Origin of the sequence: Cytobacillus kochii, from assembly GCF_044790165.1 — a bacterium.
Taxonomy (GTDB): domain Bacteria; phylum Bacillota; class Bacilli; order Bacillales; family Cytobacillaceae; genus Cytobacillus; species Cytobacillus kochii.
Window position 1 is genome coordinate 4,507,472 of sequence record NZ_CP085254.1, and the last position, 20,737, is coordinate 4,528,208.

Sequence of the window (20,737 nt, forward strand, 5' to 3'; positions counted from 1 at the left end):
AGGACAAATGAAATGGAAATTAACTGGTAGGTATTTATTCTCAATTTTAAGCATCGTTTTCATCGTCATCATTGTTAATACAATGGTTTTAATTGGTTTGCTTATTTATCAGCAACAACAAGGCATTGATCAAGTAGAAAGTGGTTCAGCCGAACGATTCACCCGTTCTTTTTCTAACTATTTAACATTAGAAGATGAACAACCAACTCTTTCAGCTGAAGGAGTAGAAGCGCTAGAATCATTCGGTGCGTGGCTGCAAATTTTAAATCAAAATGGAGAGGTGATTTCCTCTAAATTTGCACCAGATGGAGTTGCAAATCATTATAGCCCTGTAGAAATTGTACATAAATATAAGTATATGGACGATCATTTTAATACGTATTTCCTCGGGGAATTCGAAGAATATAGTTACATCATAGGTGTCCCCCAAAGTAAAGAGGAGCGCGTTACTTTCATGATGGATACCACTTCAGTCATTACGTATGTCTTCAAAGCAATCATTGCCATAACGATTGTTGATTTGATTATCGCAGCTATTGTTGGGCTACTCTTTAGCACAATACTGACCAAGCCTGTTCATTATATGATTGAACGCATTTCTCAACTTAAAGCACGAAATTTCGCTGTTCAAAAGACGAAACGAGCAGGTATTTATAAACCTGTGTTTGCCAATCTGAATGAAGTTTCCACTACCCTTCAAGCGCATGAGGAAGAACGTAAAAAACTCGAAAATATGCGCAACGAATGGATAAGTAATGTTTCCCATGATTTAAAAACACCGCTTGCCTCCATTCGCGGCTATGCCGAGTTATTAAATGAGGAGCAAGTTTCCCATGCGGAGAGGCAGGAATACGCAGAAGTCATTGAGCGGCAATCTCTTTATATGAAAGAATTACTAGATGACTTTAACCTTACACTGCGATTACGCAACCAAGAATTACCTTTGCACATACAAGAGATAAAGGCAGAACGATTTACGCGGGAAATGGTTATTGACATTCTGAATGATCCTCGTTATGACGGCTATCATATCAGTTTTGAAAGTGATGATCCGGCACTCATTTGGTCCATCGACCAGCATTTAATGAAACGAGCTCTATTGAATTTTATTCACAATGCCCTTCTGCATAATGCATCAGACGTTGAGGTAGATATTCGTCTAGAAGCTGGAAAACTAATCATTGAGGATAATGGAAACGGTATCGCTTCCGACGACTTAGAGCAAATTTTTGACCGATACTACCGTGGCACTAATACAAAAGCACAAGGTACTGGGCTTGGAATGGCGATCGCGAGAGATATCATTACAGCCCACGGTGGCACCGTTTATCTGACTAGTGAACAGCATCAAGGTACAAAGATTGTTATTGCATTAAAAAAGAAAATGTAACGAGTTAATACACCCCTCCTAGACTTATAAAAAGGGGTGTATCTCTGTTATGAAGAATGATAAGAAGGAATGAAGTATGTTCTTTTTACAGAATATTCTAAATTAAAATTGACTACCTCATAGCATGTCTCTATAATTAACGTGAAATCAGTCTTACCATTAACTACGAAAGAGAAGGTGACAAGAAATGTCTTTTCAACCTAAAATGACATTTATTAATTTACCTGTGAAAGACCTAAAGAAGTCAATGGACTTTTTTAAACAAATTGGGTTTACTTTCAACGACGATTTCACTAACGATGACGCCGCGTGTATGGTCATCAATGAACATACTTTTTCCATGCTGATGACAGAGGGACAGTTTAAAAACTTTACCGCCAAAAACATCATTGATTCCAATGACCAAATTGAAGTCATTACATCCTTTGCTGCTGAAAGTAGAAACCAAGTCAATGAAATCATTAAAAAGGCGTTAGATGCTGGTGGTAGATTGGCATCTGAAGCAAAAGACTTTGGATTTATGTATCAAATGGGCTTTCAAGATCTTGATGGACATACGTGGGAAGTCATATATATGGATAGTCAAACGACAAGATAAAGGAGGCAATTATTTTGACCCTATCACTAGGACAAATCATGTTATATGTCAACGACCAACAAACAAGCTTGCAATTTTGGATAGAAAAAATCGGCTTCAAACTGATTGCGGAAAATGACGAAGGAGATTTTAAATGGTATGAGGTTGCTTCGTCCGAACAAACAGAAACAACCATTGTCCTTCAAGATAAACAAACCGTGGCAAAGATGAGCCCGGAATTAAACCTTGGAACACCCTCTCTAATGTTTTATACAAATGACATTGAAAAGCTCTACCAAACATATAAGAATAAAGAAATCACAGTAGGAGAGCTCGTTGAAATGCCTTTTGGTAAAGTATTCAACTTTGCCGATAACGAAGAGAATTATTTTGCGGTAATGGAGAAGAACTAAGTTAGCAAAACACATGGGCTGTATGTTCGTGTGTTTTTTTGTGGTAGGTGATTGACTGTTACTTCTGTTTCACTGCTGATTCAAGCAATTTTTGCTACTGACGCGGGTTTTTGACTCGTTTTTTGCTTAATCCTATCAGGTTTTCCTACTGTCACCGATTTTTGACGCGTTTCCTGCTTAATCCAACCAGGTTTTCCTACTGTCACCGATTTTTGACGCGTTTCCTGCTTAATCCAACCAGGTTTTCCTACTGTCACCGATTTTTGACGCGTTTCTTGCTTAAGCCTATCAGGTTTTCCTTCTGTCACCGTTTTTTGACGCGTTTCCTGCCTAATCCTATCAGGTTTTCTTACTGTCACCGTTTTTTGACGCGTTTCCTGCTTAAGCCAATCTGTTTTTTCTTCTGCTACGGGTTTTTGACGCATTTCTTGCTTAATCCTATCAGGTTTTCCTACTGTCACCGATTTTTGACGCGTTTCTTGCTTAATCCTATCTGTTTTTCCCACTGACTCCGTTTTTTGACACGTTTCTTGCTTAATCCTATCAGGTTTTCCTACTGACTCCGTTTTTTGACGCGTTTCCTGCTTAATCCAACCAGTTTTTTCTACTGACACCGATTTTTGACTCGTTTCCTGCCTAATCCAATCAGGTTTTCCCACTGCCTCCGTTTTTTGACGCGTTTCCTGCTTAATCCAATCAGGTTTTCTTACTGTCACCGATTTTTGACACGTTTCCTGCCTAATCCTATCAGGTTTTCCTACTGACTCCGTTTTTTGACGCGTTTCCTGCCTAATCCTATCAGGTTTTCTTACTGTCACCGTTTTTTGACGCGTTTCTTGCTTAATCCTATCAGGTTTTCCTACTGACTCCGTTTTTTGACACGTTTCTTGCTTAATCCAACCAGTTTTTTCTACTGCCTCCGTTTTTTGACGCGTTTCTTGCTTAATCCTATCAGGTTTCCCTACTGTCACCGATTTTTGACACGTTTCCTGCCTAATCCAATCAGGTTTCCCTACTGACTCCGTTTTTTGACGCGTTTCCTGCTTAATCCAACCAGGTTTCCCTACTGCTTCCGATTTTTGACCCGTTCGGTTTCTCGCCGTATCCGATCAATTTTTGCAAGCTCCACAAAAATCCCTATAAACATGCGTAAAAAAAGCAAGGGACATTCCCCCGCTTCTTTTACGTCCCGCAATATGTTTGATAATTATCATCCTGTACCGGTACCTCTTTATACTTCTCCTGCTCTGCCGTATGTGCATATGGATGAGCGAGCACCGCTAATAGCTCCTCAAATAAATGATAATCCCCTTTGTTCACCGCTGCAGTTAATGCTTTTTCAACATAATAATTTCGTGGAATAACAGCTGGGTTATGATTTTTCATTAACTGTTCCACTTCCGCTTCTGAAGCTTCCTGTCTCTTTAACCGCTCTTGCCAACGAGCTATCCACTCTATGAACGCTGGCTGATCTAATGTTCGAAAGGTCAGGGCGATGAATGTGTTCGTATAATCCGCCCCCTGCTCCTTCATGATTTCGAGTAAATCGTGAATAAGAGCCTTATCTGATTCTTCTGCTGTAAACAGACCGAGTTTGGCCCTCATTTCTCCGGCCCACTTATGAATATAGATACGATTGTATTCGCCGATTTCCTCTTGCGCAATTTTCACCGCTTCCTCGGTTTCATCATGTAATAAGGGAATCAGTGACTCTGCGAAGCGCGCCAAGTTCCAACCCGCCATATAAGGTTGGTTTCCGTATGCATAACGACCTTGAACATCAATAGAACTGAATACCGTTGCTGGGTCATACGTATCCATAAAGGCACATGGACCATAATCAATCGTTTCTCCAGAGATCGTCATATTATCCGTGTTCATGACACCATGAATAAAACCGACCGCTTGCCATTTAGCAATCAAACCCGCCTGAACTTCGATCACTTTACGCAACAAGGCCACGTATGGATGGTCTTCTTTTAAAAGCTCAGGATAATGACGCTCAATGGTATAATCAGCTAACGCCTGCAATTCTTCCGGTTTCGTGAAGGTAGCTGCAAATTGAAAAGTGCCTACACGAATGTGACTCGCCGCTACTCGTGTCAAAATGGCCCCTGGTAATAAAGTTTCGCGTGCAATATCATCACCCGTTTCGACTACGGCTAAGCTCCTCGTTGTTGGAATGCCCAAACCATGCATCGCTTCACTGATGAGATACTCCCTCAACATCGGTCCAAGCGCCGCACGGCCATCCCCACCGCGAGAATACGGTGTTCTACCGGCACCTTTTAACTGAATATCAACGAGATCACCGTTTACCATCACCTGTTCACCTAAAAGAATGGCGCGCCCATCACCTAGGCGATTAAAATGACCAAACTGATGTCCTGCATAGCTTTGTGCAATCGGCTCACTGCCCTCTGGCAATTGGTTTCCGGCTAACACCTTCATGCCCTCATCACTCTGTAACCACTCTTTGTTAATCCCTAAACTTTCGGCTACTTCTTTATTCCATTGCACCATCTCGGGATCACTTGCTCGCTGTGGTTTTGTTTCTGTAAAAAGACCGGGAGACAGCTTCTTATAACTATTTTGCAAATTCCAGCCTGACACATGTCTTTCTGGCATTCTTATCGCCTCTCCTTTTGTATCATATTTGTTTTATTATATCTCTTCTTTTATGAAAATAAAAAAATAGCTAACCTCTTTTACTTCCTGTAACTTTAACTACTAAGAATATAAAGATCTTCGTTATCCCTTTTTGCAAATGAAAATTTCTTTAACAAATGGATAGACGAAGCGTTCTTAGGATGAACACTCGCATAAATAGTAGAAATATTTAATTTTTTATTTGCAAATGTTAGAAGTAAGGTGATTGCGTCTGTCGCATAACCTTTTCCCCAATATTGCCTGTCTAATCCATACATGAGGTAGTATCTTTCATTGACATCGTCAAAAGTAAAACCTGCATAGCCCAAATAATCATTATTTTTCCTAGAATAAATGGATAATTCCCAATTACCGTTTTCACCAAAGGTCTGACATTGCTCAGCATATAATAACTCTCTTTCGACATAACTTATTTGAGGAATGCCTCCCGTATACTTTCGTGCATCCTTATCATTAAGCATATTCCAAACATAAGGAAATTCTTTCAATTGGGGACTTGCTAAATAAATATGACTACCTACGAGTTTCATCATTCACATCTCCTCTACCTCTGTCAAATATACCATATGAGGAAAATGAATATATCGATAATTTTTTATTGTTTTTCAATAAATAACCTTGTATCCTATATATGAAATAATTTTATTATGGAGGGTTACAATGACTTTAATATTATTTGTTGGTTCACTCATCATGTTAGTTATTATATTCTTTAAAAACCCCATCCTCTCTCAACTTGGCAAGGGGAATCCATTCGTGCATCTTTTAAAAAAGACGCCATGGTTCCAGTCACATTGGCGAGCTGGAATTCTCCTATTCTTCATGAATACAGCCCTATTTTCTACTACCATTCTTGCTCTTTATATTGTGGGCTATTTTGTCATTCCCTATGTTCACTTAATTTTTATGGTTTTAGCCGTATGCACAAGCATCTATTTATGGGTGGCAGTAAATAAAGCCTGGCAGGGCTCAAAAGGGGATAGATTAAAGTTAGCCACTATTGGAAGTAGTTTCTACATGGGATTAACCGTTTTATTTACTTTTTTGTACATCACTCTTGAGCCATCCTATCAAGGAGAAGATATTTTCATGCAGGCTATGGGGTTATTTCTAGCTATAATCGTTACAACAACTGCATGGATTACATGTTTTTTCATTACGGGGTTCTACCACATGCCCATCAAGCTAACGATGTAAATGACTAAGTACGAAATCATTCTTGTTTCAAAACGAGCGAGTGATAGAAAAGTAGGCATGCCAAAGAAGCCTATTAAAATGCAATTTTTCTGCTAGGCAGCTTGTCTATCCTTCACCGTCGTTTCATACACAACTCCTAGAATATCAAAGACAGTCATCTTCTTATACCGATGACATTTACGACCGTTCTTTTTTAGTAGATGATAAAGGCGATGCAGAATTTTCAGAAGTTCTTCTGTTCCAACTGCCATCGCTTGAAACAGTAATGGGAAGTAATCTTTGATCATATAAATTGCTTTGTATTCACTCAACTCCTTCTTTTTCTTTTCAAACAGTAACTGTCGCATTTGAAACATGGTAGAAGAACAAAGGAGAATGCCAATGAGTTGGCCATATAAATGGCACTCTAAGCGTTCTTTTTTGATTGCTTTGCATTCATCAATTTCAAAAAATGACTTCCATGTTTTAAATAAAATCTCAATCTGCCAACGCAAGGAATAGAGGGAATGGACATAATCAACGGGGACTTCTTCTGGTGATGTGTTCGTAATATAGACGTTCATGCCCATCAATTGCTTACTTTTATCCTTCATGACAATACCTTTCTTCTTTTCTCGTATGGCTTGGTTTTTTAGGCGGGTTTGCGTTTGATTTTCGGTTAATCGATGGATGATGACACGTGCTGGAAGCTTCTGATTTTGTCCAATATATGCTTCTGGTATTTCCAAAGTTTCACCAGGACTTAGACTAGACAATATTTGATTCATATCAACTTGAATGTATTCGGTTTGTTTTTTTAAAGTACCATTATTGAAGAATTCTGGGTGGGGATTCATGATATAAATACGTGTATTTAACTTCAAGCGAGAAATAAAATAAGCATTCCTATCATGAATAGCTTGTAAATCTTTTAAATCAAAGTAACCAAGATCACGTAAACATAGATCATTATTCTTTACAGTTTCAAGGCAGGTAGTACCATATGTTTTATCATTGTTCTTTCCAGGTCCTAGCTGTACGTTTAAAAACTGGCCACTTAGTAAATCGTATTCCAATTGGATTTTAACCCCCGCAGTATTACTGCTCCCCCCAGAACCTTGATAATCAGTTGAGAAGGAATCAGGTAGCTGAAATACAGTTGCATCTAAAATCCGAATACGTTTGAAAGAAGAAATCATGTCTGAAGAAATTGATCGATTGAAACAGAGTTTTTGTGCTAGGAGTGAAGAAAAAACTTCTCTGAGGAATGCCACAGCTGCTGGATTAAAGCGTTGATTGAGCCCCTCTTGGCTCATGAGTACACCTGTTGAAGCCTCCAAACGACTACATAGTTGCGTAAGTGATGTACTAGCGACTTCTTGGCTGAGCCAAACACAAAGGGCGATCAGTTCATCTGCTTGATACTTACTAGATCGCTGCACAAAACCAACCTTTTTGGCTATTTCTTTAAGAACTATTGGAGATAGAAAGCGTTGTATTTCTTGTGAAAAAAATGTCAGTTCACTAGAGATGATAGGATTCATAAAAAACACCATCCTTTCTCGTAAACTCCTTACGATAAGCATAGCGTTTTCTTATTATTGGAGCTATTTTTTTTACTTAGCTTGATGGGCATGTGACTCTACCCTAGAAAAAACTTGTACTATTGAGGTAACCTCCAAATCCAAAAGTCTACAGGAGATAGTAAAAGAACCATTACATACTTTTTTCTCTTGCAAACAGATATAACAAATGGAAGTTTTTATAACTGATTTACAATACACATACTTTTCTCTTGTGATTAATATTTCAATCATAGACACCTCTGCTTTTTAGCTGAAAGTCAACCAAAACTTCTCGGAGTGAATCAGCAGTTAGTTGGTTATTGTTTAACTGACTAGGTTTTACGCGTTCATGAAAAATCATATTTTTTAAATTAAATACATCAATATCTTTTTCAAGTCCATTTAAATAGGTTTCTTTAATTTCCTTCTCGATTTGTTTCCTAACTATTTTTTCAATTTGGTCATCGGAAAGATATTCTTCTAAACTCTCCAGTGTGCCCTTTGCTTTTACGTGAAAAGTGAATTGGAAATTATCTTTTTCTCTCAACACTCTAATCTTTGTTGACGGTTTTGTTACTAGAACTAGTCCTTTAATTTTACCATCTTTTATTAAATCTACAGGAGTATTCTTTGTTTTTGCTTCCATCCATCTTATACCGGAAAGTTCATCATAAGAAAGCCATTCTTTAGATTTCTTATCAGAAATAGGAAAGGTACCGTTTATTTTAAGTGTTTCCTTTGGAATTGGCTTATTTTTTGATTCAGTCCATTTCGTGTCATCTATAGATAGAGAAGGCAGTAAAACTGTACTGCCTGGTTCACTAAGAAGTGCAGAAAAATGGTGCATTCTTAACGGTCTGATGAACGAATATATATTATATGTGTCAGTAGGTTTATAAAGGATTGTGTATATTGGCGGCATTTGGAAAAATCCTGTAACGCTAAGCACTTCCTCAATTGGGTCCTTTGTTCCAAACATCCATGGGGTGTAGCGGAATTCTCCATTCTTTCGCAGCGCTTGCCTGACCTCATCTAGTCCTCTTTCCAATACAGACTCAGAATAAATAATGGCGCCTATGTGAGCCCAATTTATTGATTGTTGCGATGTCCGATATAAATCATAAATGGCATCATTTATGTTACGTCCTTTGCCTTTCCCGATATATAAAGGAACAGGTTCGGTCGGTTTACCAGTTTCCTGTTTAGCCACACTTGAAAAGTCGAGAGACTGTACATACAAAAGATAATATTCATCTTTGTAATCAATTCCCAGTGTTGTCACATAATTCACTTCGCCAATTTCCTTTCCATCCCAGCATCCAGTAAGTACAAATATCAAACAACCAATTAATAGCATTATTTTAGTTCTCTTCATTTACTTATCACCCTGTCTATCTTTATCTAATGGATTAAGAATCTTTGCACGCTCATTTTGTTTAGACGTCGGATATTTCGTAATTGATTTGAGAAAGTCTTTTTTTACAAAAGGAGAAACTGGACTTAAATAAGGGATCCCAAATGACTCTAATTTAGCTAGATGGCCAAGGACCAAAAAGACGCTGATAAAAAAGCCAAACATTCCAAATACAGATGATAAGATAATGGAACCAATGCGAAGAAGCGATACTGTGCCGAATAATGCTTGATTACCTAATGTGAATGTTGAAACTGCTGTTATCGAAGAAATAACAAGCATTGTTGGCGATGTTAGTCCTGCACGAATGGCTGCATCTCCAACGACTAACCCGCCAACTACAGCAACAGTCTGTCCAACTGCTTTTGGCAACCGCACGCCTGCTTCACGAAACAGTTCAAACAAACCGAGCATTAATAAAAGCTCCAATGTCGTATTAAAAGGGATGCCAATTCTTGAAGCTGCAATTGTCGCTAGTAACGGTAAGGGAATTTGATCCATATTAAATGCAGATATCGACACCCAGAAAGCTGGTAAAAAAATAGATAATATTAGCCCAATTAATCTGAGCATCAGCTCAAAAGTGACATAGTAATATGGAGAATGTTCGTCTTCTGAAGTATGCAATAATAATCCCAAATTTGCAGGCGCAATTAATGCATTTGGAACATTATCAACTAAAATAGCGAATCTTCCCCTTGCAAGACTGCTGACAACACCATCTGGCCGCGAAACGGATTGCAATAACGGAAAAGGAGAATAGTTTGATTCACCAATTAGCCCTAATAATTGATTGTCGCTATTAAGGAAGTCAATATCAATTGCATTTAATCGGTTCGTCACTTCATGAATGATTTCATCATTTTGTATATCTGTTAGATAAATAAGCTGCACTTGTGTTTGACTTCGTTGGCCAATCGTAAAGGACTTAGAAACAAGTGAATTGGACTTTACTCGCTTTCGGACTAATGCCATATTTGAACTTATATCTTCAACAAAGGCGTCCCTTGGACCTCGTATATTGACTTCAGTTGTAGATTCCTCAGTTTTACGAATAGGAGGATTTGCAGTGTTAAAAAAATAGACCGTATCTGCGATGGAGATTCCTGTATATCCATTAAGTATTTTTTCTTGGATATTTTGATTGATATTATCTTTATTTTCCTTCCATGATAATCGCATAGAGCTATTTATGTTTTCAACGCCCTCAAGGCCATTTTGATAGTAGTTAGATTGAATATCAGGGAGAATGCTATTAATTAATAATTTATGGTCAATTAATCCATTGCAATAAAAAACAAGCATTTGTTCTTTATTAATCTGACTAAACAAATGATGTCTTTCAACGGAAATATCTGATGAATGCCGGAAAAGCTCAATAATGTAAATTTCATTTGATGTATTATTTTTGTGCATGATTCGACACCTTGTTTTTTGACATTCTAATTAATAAAGCAAGGAAGAGTATGATAAATACAGCGAATATACTACTGTAAATATAATAATAGTGACTTAGAAACAATAAGAACTGTTCATCAGATATTGGTGCAATAATCAACAAAATATACAAAATACAAATACATAATTGTATCATTAGCCGCATTTTTTTCTTTTTGATAGAAAATGCTTGTGTAATCAAATAAAGGATAATTGCTAATCGGATAAAGTTCCCAGAAGTCCATTGATAAATCGATAGAAAATCCAAGTGGTTAAAATAATTGCCGATGCCTAGTATCCGCCATTGAAAAAAAGCTGGGTATCTAATATCCGCCGCCTCTTCCACGCCAAAAATAGCAATGCTTCCTAGCAGTGGCCCAACCGTTAGTATGGATAAAAATACAACAAGAAAGATAAGGTGTCTAAACTTAAGTTTATTAGTCACTTGATGCTGCAGCATAATTATTAAAAATATCTCGATTGCAGAACCAAATGCAAAAAGAGAACCGTGAAACACATCCAGCCAACCGTTTTCAACAAGTACAGGTGTAATCAAATGATAGTCTTTATCAGGAAGCGTTCCAAGTGCCACAAAAATGCCAAATAACACAACAAGTGGCAGCAATACTCCCGCACATATCGCAATGATATTCAATTTGCCATATGAAATATAAATAGAGGATCCCAATATAAAAAACGAAATAATAAAAACGGGTGTATTCAGCAAATAGGTTTCATTTGTCCACATAACCGTTTCCTTTAATGAAATCCATCCAGTAACAAGAAGAAATGTAGCAATAAGAACAGCAATGATCACACTGAGAACTTTTGAATAATTTGAAGTAATCCATTCAAAAAGTGAAACAGATTGTAATTGTGTAGTAATGCGGAGTATAAGCAAAGAAAAAGCCAGAATCAAAATATATCCGATAATTACACTAATCCAGGCATCGCGGCCAGCAGAATTAAGTAATAATGGAATTACGATGACATGATTGCTCAATCCTGTACTTAAAAGGAAAATAGCAAATAGTTGTGTGATGGTGATTCTGCCCATTATCTATCATCCGTTCTCTTTAGAAATAAAATAGATATAGGCATATCATTAACCCATAATTTAGATTTTATCCCTGTATTATTGGGCAGAACCTTCTTCGTGCTCTTTCTCTAACCAATTTCAAGGAATTAAACTAAAATTTTCATTTTAGGGGCATTTATTTTCTTAGCTTGATGGCTATGGGGTTCTACCAACAAAACGTGGAAAAGATACGTTAAGAAATTTTCACATAAATATAGCAGCAAAATGGATGAGGACCTTGGACAAGCAATATTTTTAAACATAAAATCAATAAATAGTAGCTTGAGTGATACTCCCGTTTTGACATAATCGGAGTTAGATGTTTATTATGCTAAGGCAAAGTCCTTAAATCTATGTCTACGTTAAGGAGTGTAGAATATGAACAAGAAGTTAAAGCTGTATTTTATGGGATATTATATATTTTTCCCTTTAGTATTTATAATTAGTTTCTTTATTTGGATGTATCTGGTTAAACAAAATCATTTATGGACTGTATTATCAGATGGTACATCTATCATCGGATTGTATTATATGATTACAAGTATCGTTTTTGTATTTTACTTTAAGAATAAAATTTGAAACGAAATGGTCAAAAAATCATACTGTGTGGTTAAGAATAAGTCAGAAGCATTGCGTTTACTGGCTTGTTCTTTTGAGGTTTTCTTCGAAAAAAATCCCTCAACAGCCACAATGAAATAAAGTTGGACTTGCTTCTGGTTTAGCCTGTATAAACGCGGGTAAATAGAGACAAACACCCCTAAAGGAGGTAAGATTTATGGCAATTGGAGAGAGATTTAAAACAGGTCAACGTTCCACTGCTCATGCTTACTACGAATGGGATGGTTATACAGATGGGACGCGTACACCTAGTCCAACTGGCGAGGAAAAGAAAATCCAACTAGAAACCGAAGAAGTTTTCCCACCGATTAGCTCTTGTGACAAAGGGGCTTTTTGGCGAAAAACATCATACGCATAACGCAACGCCAATCTAGCTTATTGCTGGGTTGGCGTTATTATTAGCTTTTCTTTCTCTTCTGAAATTTATAGAGCCTCTCTTCTAAAGTTGTATAAACCTCTCTCGGCATCTCCACCAACTCTACATCCTCTCCAAGAAAGAGCAACCAACTGGCTATTTCCTCTAGTTGATCTCGTTTCTCCATGGTGACATATATTTTTGCTATAGCTGTTGTTTGATAGGGGTCTGTATAGGTAAGCGCCACATTGAAAGGATGATACTTTTTATATTGAGCAATGGCTTTTGGTCCAAGTTTCATGACGATATTGTCTTTCACATGATGTTCAGCCATCTTTTTTAGCATGCTGTTTCTGCTTAATCTTTTTTTCGTATGAAAGACGTTCACTTCGGTCAAATGATCGACTGCTATCAGCTTTTTCTTTTCTTCGCTTATATCAAAGCCTTCCACCCACCAGATGTTTTTCTCACGGTAAAGGTGCATAAGATAAATAGGATAGTCCACATCTTTAATAGAAAGGGTCATATAACGGTCTGTTAGTATCAATTGAATCAGTTTTTCTAACATCGGGTGAGGTAAATCGGATAGTTCTAAGAGTTCAGGATTATGAGGGTTCGTTCCTTCAAATAAGAGAATCTTATTTAAAAGCACGAGATCATCTTGTTGCGCTTCTGAAATCAGACCGAGTAATTTTTCAGCTAACGATTGGCGACTCTTTAAATAAGGTAATTGCAAATTTCTCGTTGCCATAAAGGCTATAAATAGTGCTTTTAACTCGTTATCAGTGAAGCGAACAGAGGGAAGTACAGCATTTTTCATGACAGCATAACCACCGTCTCTCCCCACTTCCGCAACAAGAGGCACACCCATACTTTCGATCTCGCGTATATCTCGTATCGCTGTTGACCTGGATATTTGAAATTCCTGCATGATTTCTGAAATCGTAAAATGGGCACGATTATTAATGTATCGCATCATGACATTAATTCTTTCAACCTTTTTCATCTCAGTCTCCTAAACAGTATCATTTTTTGACATGATTTAAAGTTATTATAAACTCATCAAATGAAAACACCAATCATTTGGTCAAATTTCAAGAAAGAAGGACGATAAAAATGGCTAATTATTCATTACAAGAAAAAGAAGGTTTCGTCGTATTAGGCTTTGGAATTGAAATTGTAGCGGACTATAGAGACCAAGAAAGCATCAATCAACAGAAAAGCGATTTCTGGGAAACTGTGAAAAAGGATGGCACACTTGAGCAGCTTCAATCCGTGGCAGACAATAATTATATTTTCGCAGTCAACGAAGCGGTCAATAACAAAATGATGCATTATGCAGGCGTGATGACTGAAAAGACATTACCTGATGCAACGAGAATTATCCAATTTCCTAAAGGACCCTACCTCGTTGTCGAAGGGAAAGCTGACTCCGCTCAAGAATTAAGTAATCAACTAACAGCTGTGGCCTTTGGTCAAGCATTAGTAGAAATGACTGACTATGCCTATGTTGGCGGACCAAACACAACAGTGGAAATGAGTGAGGACAACGGTACAGTATACGGTGAAATGTGGATTCCTGTTGTTAAAAAATAACAGGAATGGTGATCCCACCTTTAAGGTGGGATCACTTTCGTTTATATGCAACTAGCTAAAAGCGCAATTCCCTCTTCAATTTCCTCAATGGATAGTCCACCAAACCCAAGCATGATATACCTTTGGCTGTCGCTAATTGGATGTAGCCAAAAACGTGAAGGGGCGTAAACTTTTACACCTTTTTTTAACCCTTTTTCAATCACTTGTGGTGCTGCCTGCCCTTGTAATTCTAGGAGGATATGTAAGCCCGATTTTTCCCCAATAATTTCTACTTTATTGCCTAAATGTTGCTCAATACTATTTAATAGTGTTTGATGTTTTCTCTGATATGTTTTTCTCATTCTCCGAATATGCCGTTCAAAATCACCTGCATGCATAAACTTAGCCATAGCTACTTGTATCATTGGTGAAACTGGCTGATTATAATCAGGAAACATCTGTCCGTACTGCTTCATTAATGAAGGTGGAAAAACGATAAAGCTCATGCGCATGGAAGGGAGAAATGATTTTGAAAAAGTTCCTAAGTAAATGACTTTTTCTTCTTCATCTAGCGATTTGAGCGAGGGGATAGGCTGACCTTGATAACGAAACTCCCCGTCATAATCATCCTCGATAATATAACCAGCTGATTGATAAGCCCAGTTAAGCATTTGCGTTCTTTTACCGACTGGAAGAATCATCCCAAAAGGAAATTGGTGAGAAGGGGTCACATAAACGGCTTTTGCCTTACTTTTCTGTAGATGATAGATAGATAAACCATCTTTCTCAAGCGGCACAGGGACCATCTCACAGCCTTGATCAACAAAGACGGTACGCACCCCACTATAGCCTGGCTCTTCTATCGCCACCTCTTTTCCCTGCAATTTCAAAAGTCGGCAAATGATCTCTACTGCTGATTGTGTGCCACTCGTAATCAAAATCTGCTCTGGTCTCGTATGAACTCCTCTTGATTGCAATAAATAGGTGGCAATCTCTTGCCGTAATAACCACTCTCCTTGCTTGTCGCTATACTGAGATAACGTCTGTCCTTCCTCTTCGATGGCATGAGAGAGAGATTTTTTCCAACTTTTAAAAGGGAATTTTTCTACATCGATGTTCCCATATTCAAAGTCAATCATCGTCTTAGATGATGACTTCCTTTCAATTATTGCTGGTGATGCCTCTTCTGAAGATTGCGAGAGTCGTTCCTCTATTTCTGCCACCCAAATCCCACTGCGAGGTATACTCTCAAGATATCCTTCTGCTTGTAACTGCTGATACGCTGCGTCCACAGTATTTCTACTAATCTGCAAGTGATGGGTCAGTTGCCTAATCGATGGCACCTTTGTCCCCGGCAATAGCCGTCCCTCTTCAATTTCTGTCTTCATCCAATGATAAAGCTGACTATAAAGTGGTATCGTTTTTTCCCTGTGAATAAATGGTGTGATTTCCATCCCACATAACCCCCAACTGTCCCTAAGAAACTTTCCCTTTCTGGCACTTTTCTTAAATACAGATTTTTCTTACGATTATTTTAACATTTACAAAGAAGGATGGGATGGAAATGTCATATGAAATTCGCAATCAAAAATTAGCGTGCACAGATCAGGCCCTAATTGAACAACTAATAAGTAATACACGTAGAGGCTATCTGGGATTAACTGATGGTGATCATCCTTACGTCGTTCCGTTAAACTATACCTGGATGAACGGATCGCTCTATTTTCACGGTGCTGCTGCCGGCAGAAAAATTGAAATAATCCGCGAGAACCCTCATTGCTGTTTCACCATCGCAGAAGATTACGGTACAATGGTTAGCCCGATTCCGGCGAAAACGGACACTGCCTATATGAGCGTTATGCTTTTCGGGCAACTTCAAGCCGTAACCGACATAACAGAAGCCACCGCCGCTATGCAAGGCATGCTCGATAAATACGTCCCCGGATACTACGATAAAAAACTGGCTCAAACTCATGTGGAAAAATACCAATCTTCTTTAGGGAGTTATACGCTGGTTTTTAAATTGACACCATCTGAGGTGACGGCGAAGGAGAATAAAATGGTGGAGGAGGCTCGGTTTTATCCTGGGAGAAGGGTATGAAAAGAGGAGAGGGCTTTCCCCCCTCCTAATCTATTAAAATTGAACTTGTAGATTTACATCATCAATATCATAGGCATTGTTAAGAAGCGCTTCGTCAAACCACCGAGACTTACTCTACTCATTTTTCCGTCTCCGAAATAAAAGAGTTGCTGCTATATAGGAGAGCACTAACAATCCACTAAACCAAAGGATCGTTAACCAAAGATTATAATCAATTGGTGTACCAATTAACAGCCCTCTTAGTGCCTCAATTAATGGGGTCATTGGTTGATGTTTGGAAAAGGCATCTAGCCATGCAGGCATTGTATTTGTTGGGACAAAGGCACTACTTAAATAGGGTAGGAATAACATTGGGAAAGTGAATGCACCAGCTGTTTCAACATTTTTCGTTAGTAAACCTAAGACGACAAATAACCAGTTAATCGAAATCATGTAGAGCGTTAATATCCCTAAAACGCCAAGCCACTCTAACAACCCAGCCTCTGGACGAAAGCCAATCAGAAGAGCTACGATAAAAACTGCTAATGTAGCAATCATATTACGAAGATATCCTCCAACAACATGGCCTACTAATAAAGAAGAAGGTTGAAGGGGCATACTGCGAAATCGCTCGAATAAGCCTCCACTCATATCCTTTGTCACGCTAACGGATATTAAAGAACTGCCAAACCCTGCACAAGTAATTATAACCCCTGGAACAACATAATTTACATAATCAGTCCCTGTTTGGATTGCCCCACCAAAGACATAGACAAATAGCAACATGATGGAAACCGGTAAGGCAATTGCCATTAATAATGATTCCACGTCACGAAAAATATGCATAAGACTTCGCTTTGACATCGTTAAACCATCTCTTAATGCCCATATCCACTTTGCATCACCCATTTACTAACACCTCCACTTTATTATGCTCCGTCATTTTAATAAAAACATCATCCAGTGTAGGCTGTCGTATAACAATCGCGTCTGGTTCAATTCCTTTTACATATAGATCATTCAGCAACTCTCTTAGTTGTCTCACTGAGCGTATAGGTATCGAAATCTTTCTCGCTTCCTCATCTACTTCACCTGACATATAATTCTGTGCTTCATGGTACCCACTTGTATCGGCAAAGGTTAACTCTAATGTCTCATCTCCAATGACTTCCTTTAGTTCTTCGGCCGTTCCTTCTTTGATGATTTTCCCTTCAGCAATAATAGCAATCTTATCTGCCAGCTGATCAGCCTCTTCTAAATATTGTGTCGTTAGAAAAATTGTCACGCCTTGATTGGCAAGTAATTTAATCATATCCCACATCTTTCGTCGGCTACGTGGGTCCAAACCAGTTGTCGGTTCATCCAAAAATATCACTTCTGGTGCAGCAAGCAGACTGATAGCAATATCAAGTCTACGCCGCATCCCTCCAGAGTAAGTTTTTACTTTCTTACGAGCTGCTTTCGTGAGCTCAAAGGTCTCCAGCAGTTCTGCTGTCCTTTTCGCTATAAGTTCTTTATCTAGGTGATTGAGCCTGCCCATCATCGCTAAGTTCTCTTCACCTGTTAATAACTCGTCTACCGCTGCATACTGTCCAGTTAAACTTATCTTCCGTCTCACATGATTAGCTTCGGTTTTCGTATCATAACCAGCAATCATTGCTACCCCGTCATCTGGTTGAATTAATGTTGATAAAATGCGAACCGTCGTTGTTTTACCAGCCCCATTTTCACCTAATAACGCAAAAATAGAACCACGCCTTACATCAAAACTCAAACCATCTAGTACTTGCTGATTACGATAGGCTTTTTTTAGATTTCGAACAGAAATAACTGTCTCGTTCATACAATACCTCCTAATGATTGACTTAATCAGTCAAAATTTAATTAAAAAATAATATGGGCAATTTATTCAAGGAATAGTTTATATGTTAATTTTAATTATTGATTGATTCATTCAGTCAATAATACTAAATGCCTAATCATTTTGTCAATTTATTCCCTATTCCTTTGATAAATTCATTCCCCTTTTTATTTTTATAACCATTTCTCAAAATACATGTCAAAAAAAATAAAAATCCTGAATTTCAGGATTTTTTCTCTCTTTAATGCCTTACGCTTTTTTATTTGCTTATCTTGAGGTAATCATACGCAATAGAATAGATACTTTCTCATCAATGTTATCCTTCCACCAATCAGGGTCGTCTGCCATAATACCTGAGATGACCGTTAAGAATAATCCAACTAATTCTTCAGGGTCCCCTGCCATGATTTCTCCTAATTGCTGTCCCTCGATAAAGATAGGGAGAAAGAATTCAATATACATTTGCCCAATATTTTTATATACAGCAAGGATATGCTGAGGTACATTTTCACTATGTTCTAAATGTTGAATCACACGAAAAACATGATTTGATCCTGAAGTCAGTGCAAAGGTAGTAAATTTATGTATCTTTTGAACGGGCGTTCGTTCTTCTTGTTTCAGTTTTTCTAAGAATGCTTGAGACTCTCCTAATGCAACTGACCATTCTAAACTCTCAAATAGTACCTCTTCTTTTGATTGGAAATAATGATAAACAAGACCATGGCTAATCCCTGCCTCTTTGGCAATCATGCTAATTTTCGTCAACTTAATTCCATTCTCCGCAAATACCTTCATAGCAGCTTTCATAATTTGCTCTTTACGTTCTTCCCGTATCGACTCTAACTGCGCATCATTAAAACGAGGCATGATCCAAACTCCTCCATCGTAAACCTTCTTACCTCTATCATAACAGATTGTGTGAGAGAGAAGAAATGGATAATAAAGACCCCACCCTAATACTGTTTCAGAAATAAATCACTTAATTATATACATATGGGATGTATTCTAAAGAGAGGGGAAGAATCCGACTGATTCTTCCCCTCTCTATCTTCATTTCCTCGCCACATGGACTTTCAATTGCTTCCCTTTGACAGTTGTATGCTTCATTGTTTCCAACACAAGCGGACCTTTATCATTTAGAATTTCTACATAGGATGCCGTATCTTGGATAATAATAATCCCTATGTCATCGGCGGTGACACCGTCTATTTTAGCGATGGTTCCAACGAAGTCGACTGCTCTAAGTTTCTTTTTCTTACCGCCATTGAAATAGAGTTTCATGATCTGTTTATTTAACTTTTCGCTTTTCGCCTCTTTTAATGGTGGTTCGCTGTTCAGCTTTTCTAAAAATGCCGGCCTCGCCGCTGACACTGCTGCTTTCGAAGGCGCTTCAGATGCTGGGATTTGGAAGCCAATATATGCTTCTATTTCTTTAAGAAATTTATCTTCACGCGGTGTCACAAAGGTAATCGCCTTACCGTGATGTCCTGCTCGCCCTGTTCTTCCTGTCCGGTGCACATAGCTTTCCTTCTCTAACGGAATATCATAATTAAAGACGTGGGTGATTTGATCAATATCAATTCCTCTTGCCGCGACATCCGTTGCAACTAAGTAACGAAATTCGCCTCTGCGGAAGTCTTCCATTACTTCTAAACGATCGTATTGTTCCATACCTCCATGAATCATATCACAATCGTACCCTTTATCGGTCAACTCGTCACAAAGTGTATCAACGCGCTCCTTCGTTCGACAGAAAATAATCGCACTATCTGGATTTTCAATAGTTGTCACATCCGTTAACAATGACAACTTCTCGTTTTCTGATACCGTATAAAGACTATGTTCAATTTGCTTTGTGGTCAGCCCGCTAGCTTTGACCTCAATATCTATAGGGGTTTTCATATAATCAAGTGATAACGTTCTTACGCGGTCAGGTAGCGTAGCTGAGAAAAGATACGTATTCCGCTGTTTCGGCATCTCGTCAATAATCGCTTCAACTTGTTCGATAAAGCCCATATTAAGCATTTCGTCGGCTTCATCAATGACTAAATATTTCACTTCATCGAGCGCGAGCGTACCCTTTTCAATATGATCAAGCACACGCCCAGGCGTACCAACGACAACATGCACTTTCTGCTTTAACTCATTCTTTTGGATATGAAACGGTTGTTTACCAACGACTGCTGCGGCCTTAATCCGTTTAAAACGGCCAACATTGATGATATCTTCTTTCACCTGTACCGCCAGTTCCCTTGTTGGTGTCAAGACAATCGCCTGCGGCTTATTTTCCTGCCAATCGACTAACTCACAAATCGGAATAGCGTAAGAAGCCGTTTTCCCGCTCCCTGTTTGTGATTTCACCACAAGGTCAATCTTCTCAAGTATTAACGGTATCACCTTTGCTTGTACTTCTGTTGGTGTATGATAATCTAAACTATCCAACGCTTTTATCATCTCATTGCTTAATGGATAATCTGAAAAACTCTTTTTGGTCATGTGAAAAACCTCATTTTTTTCTTATTATTCTC

At 38.3% G+C, this 20,737-nt stretch carries 20 protein-coding genes; 7 read left to right on the top strand and 13 right to left on the bottom strand.

Annotation, left to right across the window (positions count from 1 at the left end; all coding sequences use genetic code 11):
• Positions 1–7: 7 nt before the first annotated feature.
• The 3 genes from LG276_RS22905 (at position 8) to LG276_RS22915 (ending at position 2,380) form a co-directional block, all read left to right on the top strand.
• Positions 8–1,390 (top strand): sensor histidine kinase KdpD, encoded by a 1,383-nt coding sequence (locus tag LG276_RS22905; RefSeq protein ID WP_289435013.1) that lies wholly within the window; start codon positions 8–10, stop codon positions 1,388–1,390.
• 187 nt (positions 1,391–1,577) lie between these two features.
• Positions 1,578–1,988 carry a VOC family protein gene (locus LG276_RS22910; protein ID WP_224936929.1) on the top strand — a complete coding sequence of 137 codons (411 nt, stop codon included), beginning with the start codon at positions 1,578–1,580 and terminating at the stop codon, positions 1,986–1,988.
• A gap of 14 nt (positions 1,989–2,002) precedes the next feature.
• Positions 2,003–2,380, top strand: coding sequence for a VOC family protein (locus tag LG276_RS22915; protein WP_289435015.1), 378 nt, complete (start codon positions 2,003–2,005; stop codon positions 2,378–2,380).
• An 80-nt stretch (positions 2,381–2,460) separates the two neighbouring features.
• Here LG276_RS22915 and LG276_RS22920 read toward each other — a convergent pair whose 3' ends face one another.
• From LG276_RS22920 to LG276_RS22930, 3 genes are all read right to left on the bottom strand, one after another.
• Entirely contained in the window at positions 2,461–3,351 is an 891-nt protein-coding gene (locus LG276_RS22920) for a hypothetical protein (RefSeq protein WP_404293026.1), read from the bottom strand.
• A 211-nt stretch (positions 3,352–3,562) separates the two neighbouring features.
• Positions 3,563–5,008 (bottom strand): YdiU family protein, encoded by a 1,446-nt coding sequence (locus LG276_RS22925; protein WP_289435018.1) that lies wholly within the window; start codon positions 5,006–5,008, stop codon positions 3,563–3,565.
• A gap of 95 nt (positions 5,009–5,103) precedes the next feature.
• Positions 5,104–5,583 carry a GNAT family N-acetyltransferase gene (locus LG276_RS22930; RefSeq protein WP_289435019.1) on the bottom strand — a complete coding sequence of 160 codons (480 nt, stop codon included), beginning with the start codon at positions 5,581–5,583 and terminating at the stop codon, positions 5,104–5,106.
• 127 nt (positions 5,584–5,710) lie between these two features.
• Here LG276_RS22930 and LG276_RS22935 point away from each other — a divergent pair, with 127 nt between their 5' ends.
• Entirely contained in the window at positions 5,711–6,247 is a 537-nt protein-coding gene (locus tag LG276_RS22935; protein ID WP_404293028.1) for a hypothetical protein, read from the top strand.
• Positions 6,248–6,339: 92 nt separating this feature from the next.
• Here the strand turns inward: LG276_RS22935 and LG276_RS22940 are convergent, their stop codons facing one another.
• The 4 genes from LG276_RS22940 to LG276_RS22955 form a co-directional block, all read right to left on the bottom strand.
• A complete protein-coding gene (locus LG276_RS22940; protein ID WP_404293030.1) occupies positions 6,340–7,770 on the bottom strand; it encodes an IS4 family transposase in 1,431 nt (476 codons plus the stop codon).
• A 265-nt stretch (positions 7,771–8,035) separates the two neighbouring features.
• On the bottom strand, positions 8,036–9,166 hold the full coding sequence (locus LG276_RS22945; protein ID WP_404293032.1) for a Ger(x)C family spore germination protein: 1,131 nt from the start codon (positions 9,164–9,166) through the stop codon (positions 8,036–8,038).
• On the bottom strand, positions 9,167–10,621 hold the full coding sequence (locus tag LG276_RS22950) for a spore germination protein (RefSeq protein ID WP_404293034.1): 1,455 nt from the start codon (positions 10,619–10,621) through the stop codon (positions 9,167–9,169). It lies immediately after the preceding gene.
• Positions 10,608–11,699, bottom strand: coding sequence for an endospore germination permease (locus LG276_RS22955; protein ID WP_404293036.1), 1,092 nt, complete (start codon positions 11,697–11,699; stop codon positions 10,608–10,610). The genes LG276_RS22950 and LG276_RS22955 overlap by 14 nt, the downstream gene beginning before the upstream one ends.
• 796 nt (positions 11,700–12,495) lie before the next feature.
• On the opposite strand from LG276_RS22955, the gene LG276_RS22960 reads away from it, so the two are divergent.
• Positions 12,496–12,696 carry a YjzC family protein gene (locus LG276_RS22960; RefSeq protein WP_095371392.1) on the top strand — a complete coding sequence of 67 codons (201 nt, stop codon included), beginning with the start codon at positions 12,496–12,498 and terminating at the stop codon, positions 12,694–12,696.
• A 40-nt stretch (positions 12,697–12,736) separates the two neighbouring features.
• Here the strand turns inward: LG276_RS22960 and LG276_RS22965 are convergent, their stop codons facing one another.
• Complete coding sequence (locus LG276_RS22965; protein ID WP_289435022.1) at positions 12,737–13,699, bottom strand: YafY family protein; 963 nt, start codon at positions 13,697–13,699, stop codon at positions 12,737–12,739.
• 110 nt (positions 13,700–13,809) lie between these two features.
• Between LG276_RS22965 and LG276_RS22970 the strand changes: the two genes are divergently transcribed.
• Entirely contained in the window at positions 13,810–14,289 is a 480-nt protein-coding gene (locus LG276_RS22970; protein WP_289435023.1) for a GyrI-like domain-containing protein, read from the top strand.
• A 41-nt stretch (positions 14,290–14,330) separates the two neighbouring features.
• Here LG276_RS22970 and LG276_RS22975 read toward each other — a convergent pair whose 3' ends face one another.
• The gene (locus LG276_RS22975; protein WP_251162433.1) at positions 14,331–15,722 is read right to left on the bottom strand and encodes a PLP-dependent aminotransferase family protein; all 1,392 of its coding nucleotides are present in this window, start codon (positions 15,720–15,722) and stop codon (positions 14,331–14,333) included.
• A gap of 110 nt (positions 15,723–15,832) precedes the next feature.
• On the opposite strand from LG276_RS22975, the gene LG276_RS22980 reads away from it, so the two are divergent.
• On the top strand, positions 15,833–16,369 hold the full coding sequence (locus tag LG276_RS22980; RefSeq protein WP_404293038.1) for a pyridoxamine 5'-phosphate oxidase family protein: 537 nt from the start codon (positions 15,833–15,835) through the stop codon (positions 16,367–16,369).
• Positions 16,370–16,483: 114 nt separating this feature from the next.
• On the opposite strand, the gene LG276_RS22985 is transcribed toward LG276_RS22980, so the two are convergent.
• From LG276_RS22985 to LG276_RS23000, 4 genes are all read right to left on the bottom strand, one after another.
• Positions 16,484–17,257: an ABC transporter permease gene (locus LG276_RS22985; RefSeq protein ID WP_251162435.1), complete on the bottom strand. Its 774-nt coding sequence runs from the start codon at positions 17,255–17,257 to the stop codon at positions 16,484–16,486.
• Positions 17,250–18,191, bottom strand: a complete 942-nt coding sequence (locus LG276_RS22990; protein ID WP_289435024.1) for an ATP-binding cassette domain-containing protein — start codon at positions 18,189–18,191, stop codon at positions 17,250–17,252. Before LG276_RS22990 ends, LG276_RS22985 begins: the two co-directional genes overlap by 8 nt.
• A 285-nt stretch (positions 18,192–18,476) precedes the next feature.
• Positions 18,477–19,076, bottom strand: coding sequence for a TetR/AcrR family transcriptional regulator (locus LG276_RS22995; protein ID WP_224936956.1), 600 nt, complete (start codon positions 19,074–19,076; stop codon positions 18,477–18,479).
• Between the two features lie 183 nt (positions 19,077–19,259).
• Complete coding sequence (locus tag LG276_RS23000; protein ID WP_289435026.1) at positions 19,260–20,705, bottom strand: DEAD/DEAH box helicase; 1,446 nt, start codon at positions 20,703–20,705, stop codon at positions 19,260–19,262.
• Positions 20,706–20,737 lie beyond the last annotated feature (32 nt).

Bases quoted from the DNA above. Each gene is read 5' to 3' on its own strand.
- LG276_RS22905 (WP_289435013.1), top strand. From the start codon at position 8: ATGAAATGGAAATTAACTGGTAGGTATTTATTCTCAATTTTAAGCATC.
- LG276_RS22910 (WP_224936929.1), top strand. From the start codon at position 1,578: ATGTCTTTTCAACCTAAAATGACATTTATTAATTTACCTGTGAAAGAC.
- LG276_RS22925 (WP_289435018.1), bottom strand. From the start codon at position 5,008: ATGCCAGAAAGACATGTGTCAGGCTGGAATTTGCAAAATAGTTATAAG.
- LG276_RS22930 (WP_289435019.1), bottom strand. From the start codon at position 5,583: ATGATGAAACTCGTAGGTAGTCATATTTATTTAGCAAGTCCCCAATTG.
- LG276_RS22935 (WP_404293028.1), top strand. From the start codon at position 5,711: ATGACTTTAATATTATTTGTTGGTTCACTCATCATGTTAGTTATTATA.
- LG276_RS22940 (WP_404293030.1), bottom strand. From the start codon at position 7,770: ATGAATCCTATCATCTCTAGTGAACTGACATTTTTTTCACAAGAAATA.
- LG276_RS22945 (WP_404293032.1), bottom strand. From the start codon at position 9,166: ATGAAGAGAACTAAAATAATGCTATTAATTGGTTGTTTGATATTTGTA.
- LG276_RS22950 (WP_404293034.1), bottom strand. From the start codon at position 10,621: ATGCACAAAAATAATACATCAAATGAAATTTACATTATTGAGCTTTTC.
- LG276_RS22955 (WP_404293036.1), bottom strand. From the start codon at position 11,699: ATGGGCAGAATCACCATCACACAACTATTTGCTATTTTCCTTTTAAGT.
- LG276_RS22960 (WP_095371392.1), top strand. From the start codon at position 12,496: ATGGCAATTGGAGAGAGATTTAAAACAGGTCAACGTTCCACTGCTCAT.
- LG276_RS22965 (WP_289435022.1), bottom strand. From the start codon at position 13,699: ATGAAAAAGGTTGAAAGAATTAATGTCATGATGCGATACATTAATAAT.
- LG276_RS22970 (WP_289435023.1), top strand. From the start codon at position 13,810: ATGGCTAATTATTCATTACAAGAAAAAGAAGGTTTCGTCGTATTAGGC.
- LG276_RS22975 (WP_251162433.1), bottom strand. From the start codon at position 15,722: ATGGAAATCACACCATTTATTCACAGGGAAAAAACGATACCACTTTAT.
- LG276_RS22980 (WP_404293038.1), top strand. From the start codon at position 15,833: ATGTCATATGAAATTCGCAATCAAAAATTAGCGTGCACAGATCAGGCC.
- LG276_RS22985 (WP_251162435.1), bottom strand. From the start codon at position 17,257: ATGGGTGATGCAAAGTGGATATGGGCATTAAGAGATGGTTTAACGATG.
- LG276_RS22990 (WP_289435024.1), bottom strand. From the start codon at position 18,191: ATGAACGAGACAGTTATTTCTGTTCGAAATCTAAAAAAAGCCTATCGT.
- LG276_RS22995 (WP_224936956.1), bottom strand. From the start codon at position 19,076: ATGCCTCGTTTTAATGATGCGCAGTTAGAGTCGATACGGGAAGAACGT.
- LG276_RS23000 (WP_289435026.1), bottom strand. From the start codon at position 20,705: ATGACCAAAAAGAGTTTTTCAGATTATCCATTAAGCAATGAGATGATA.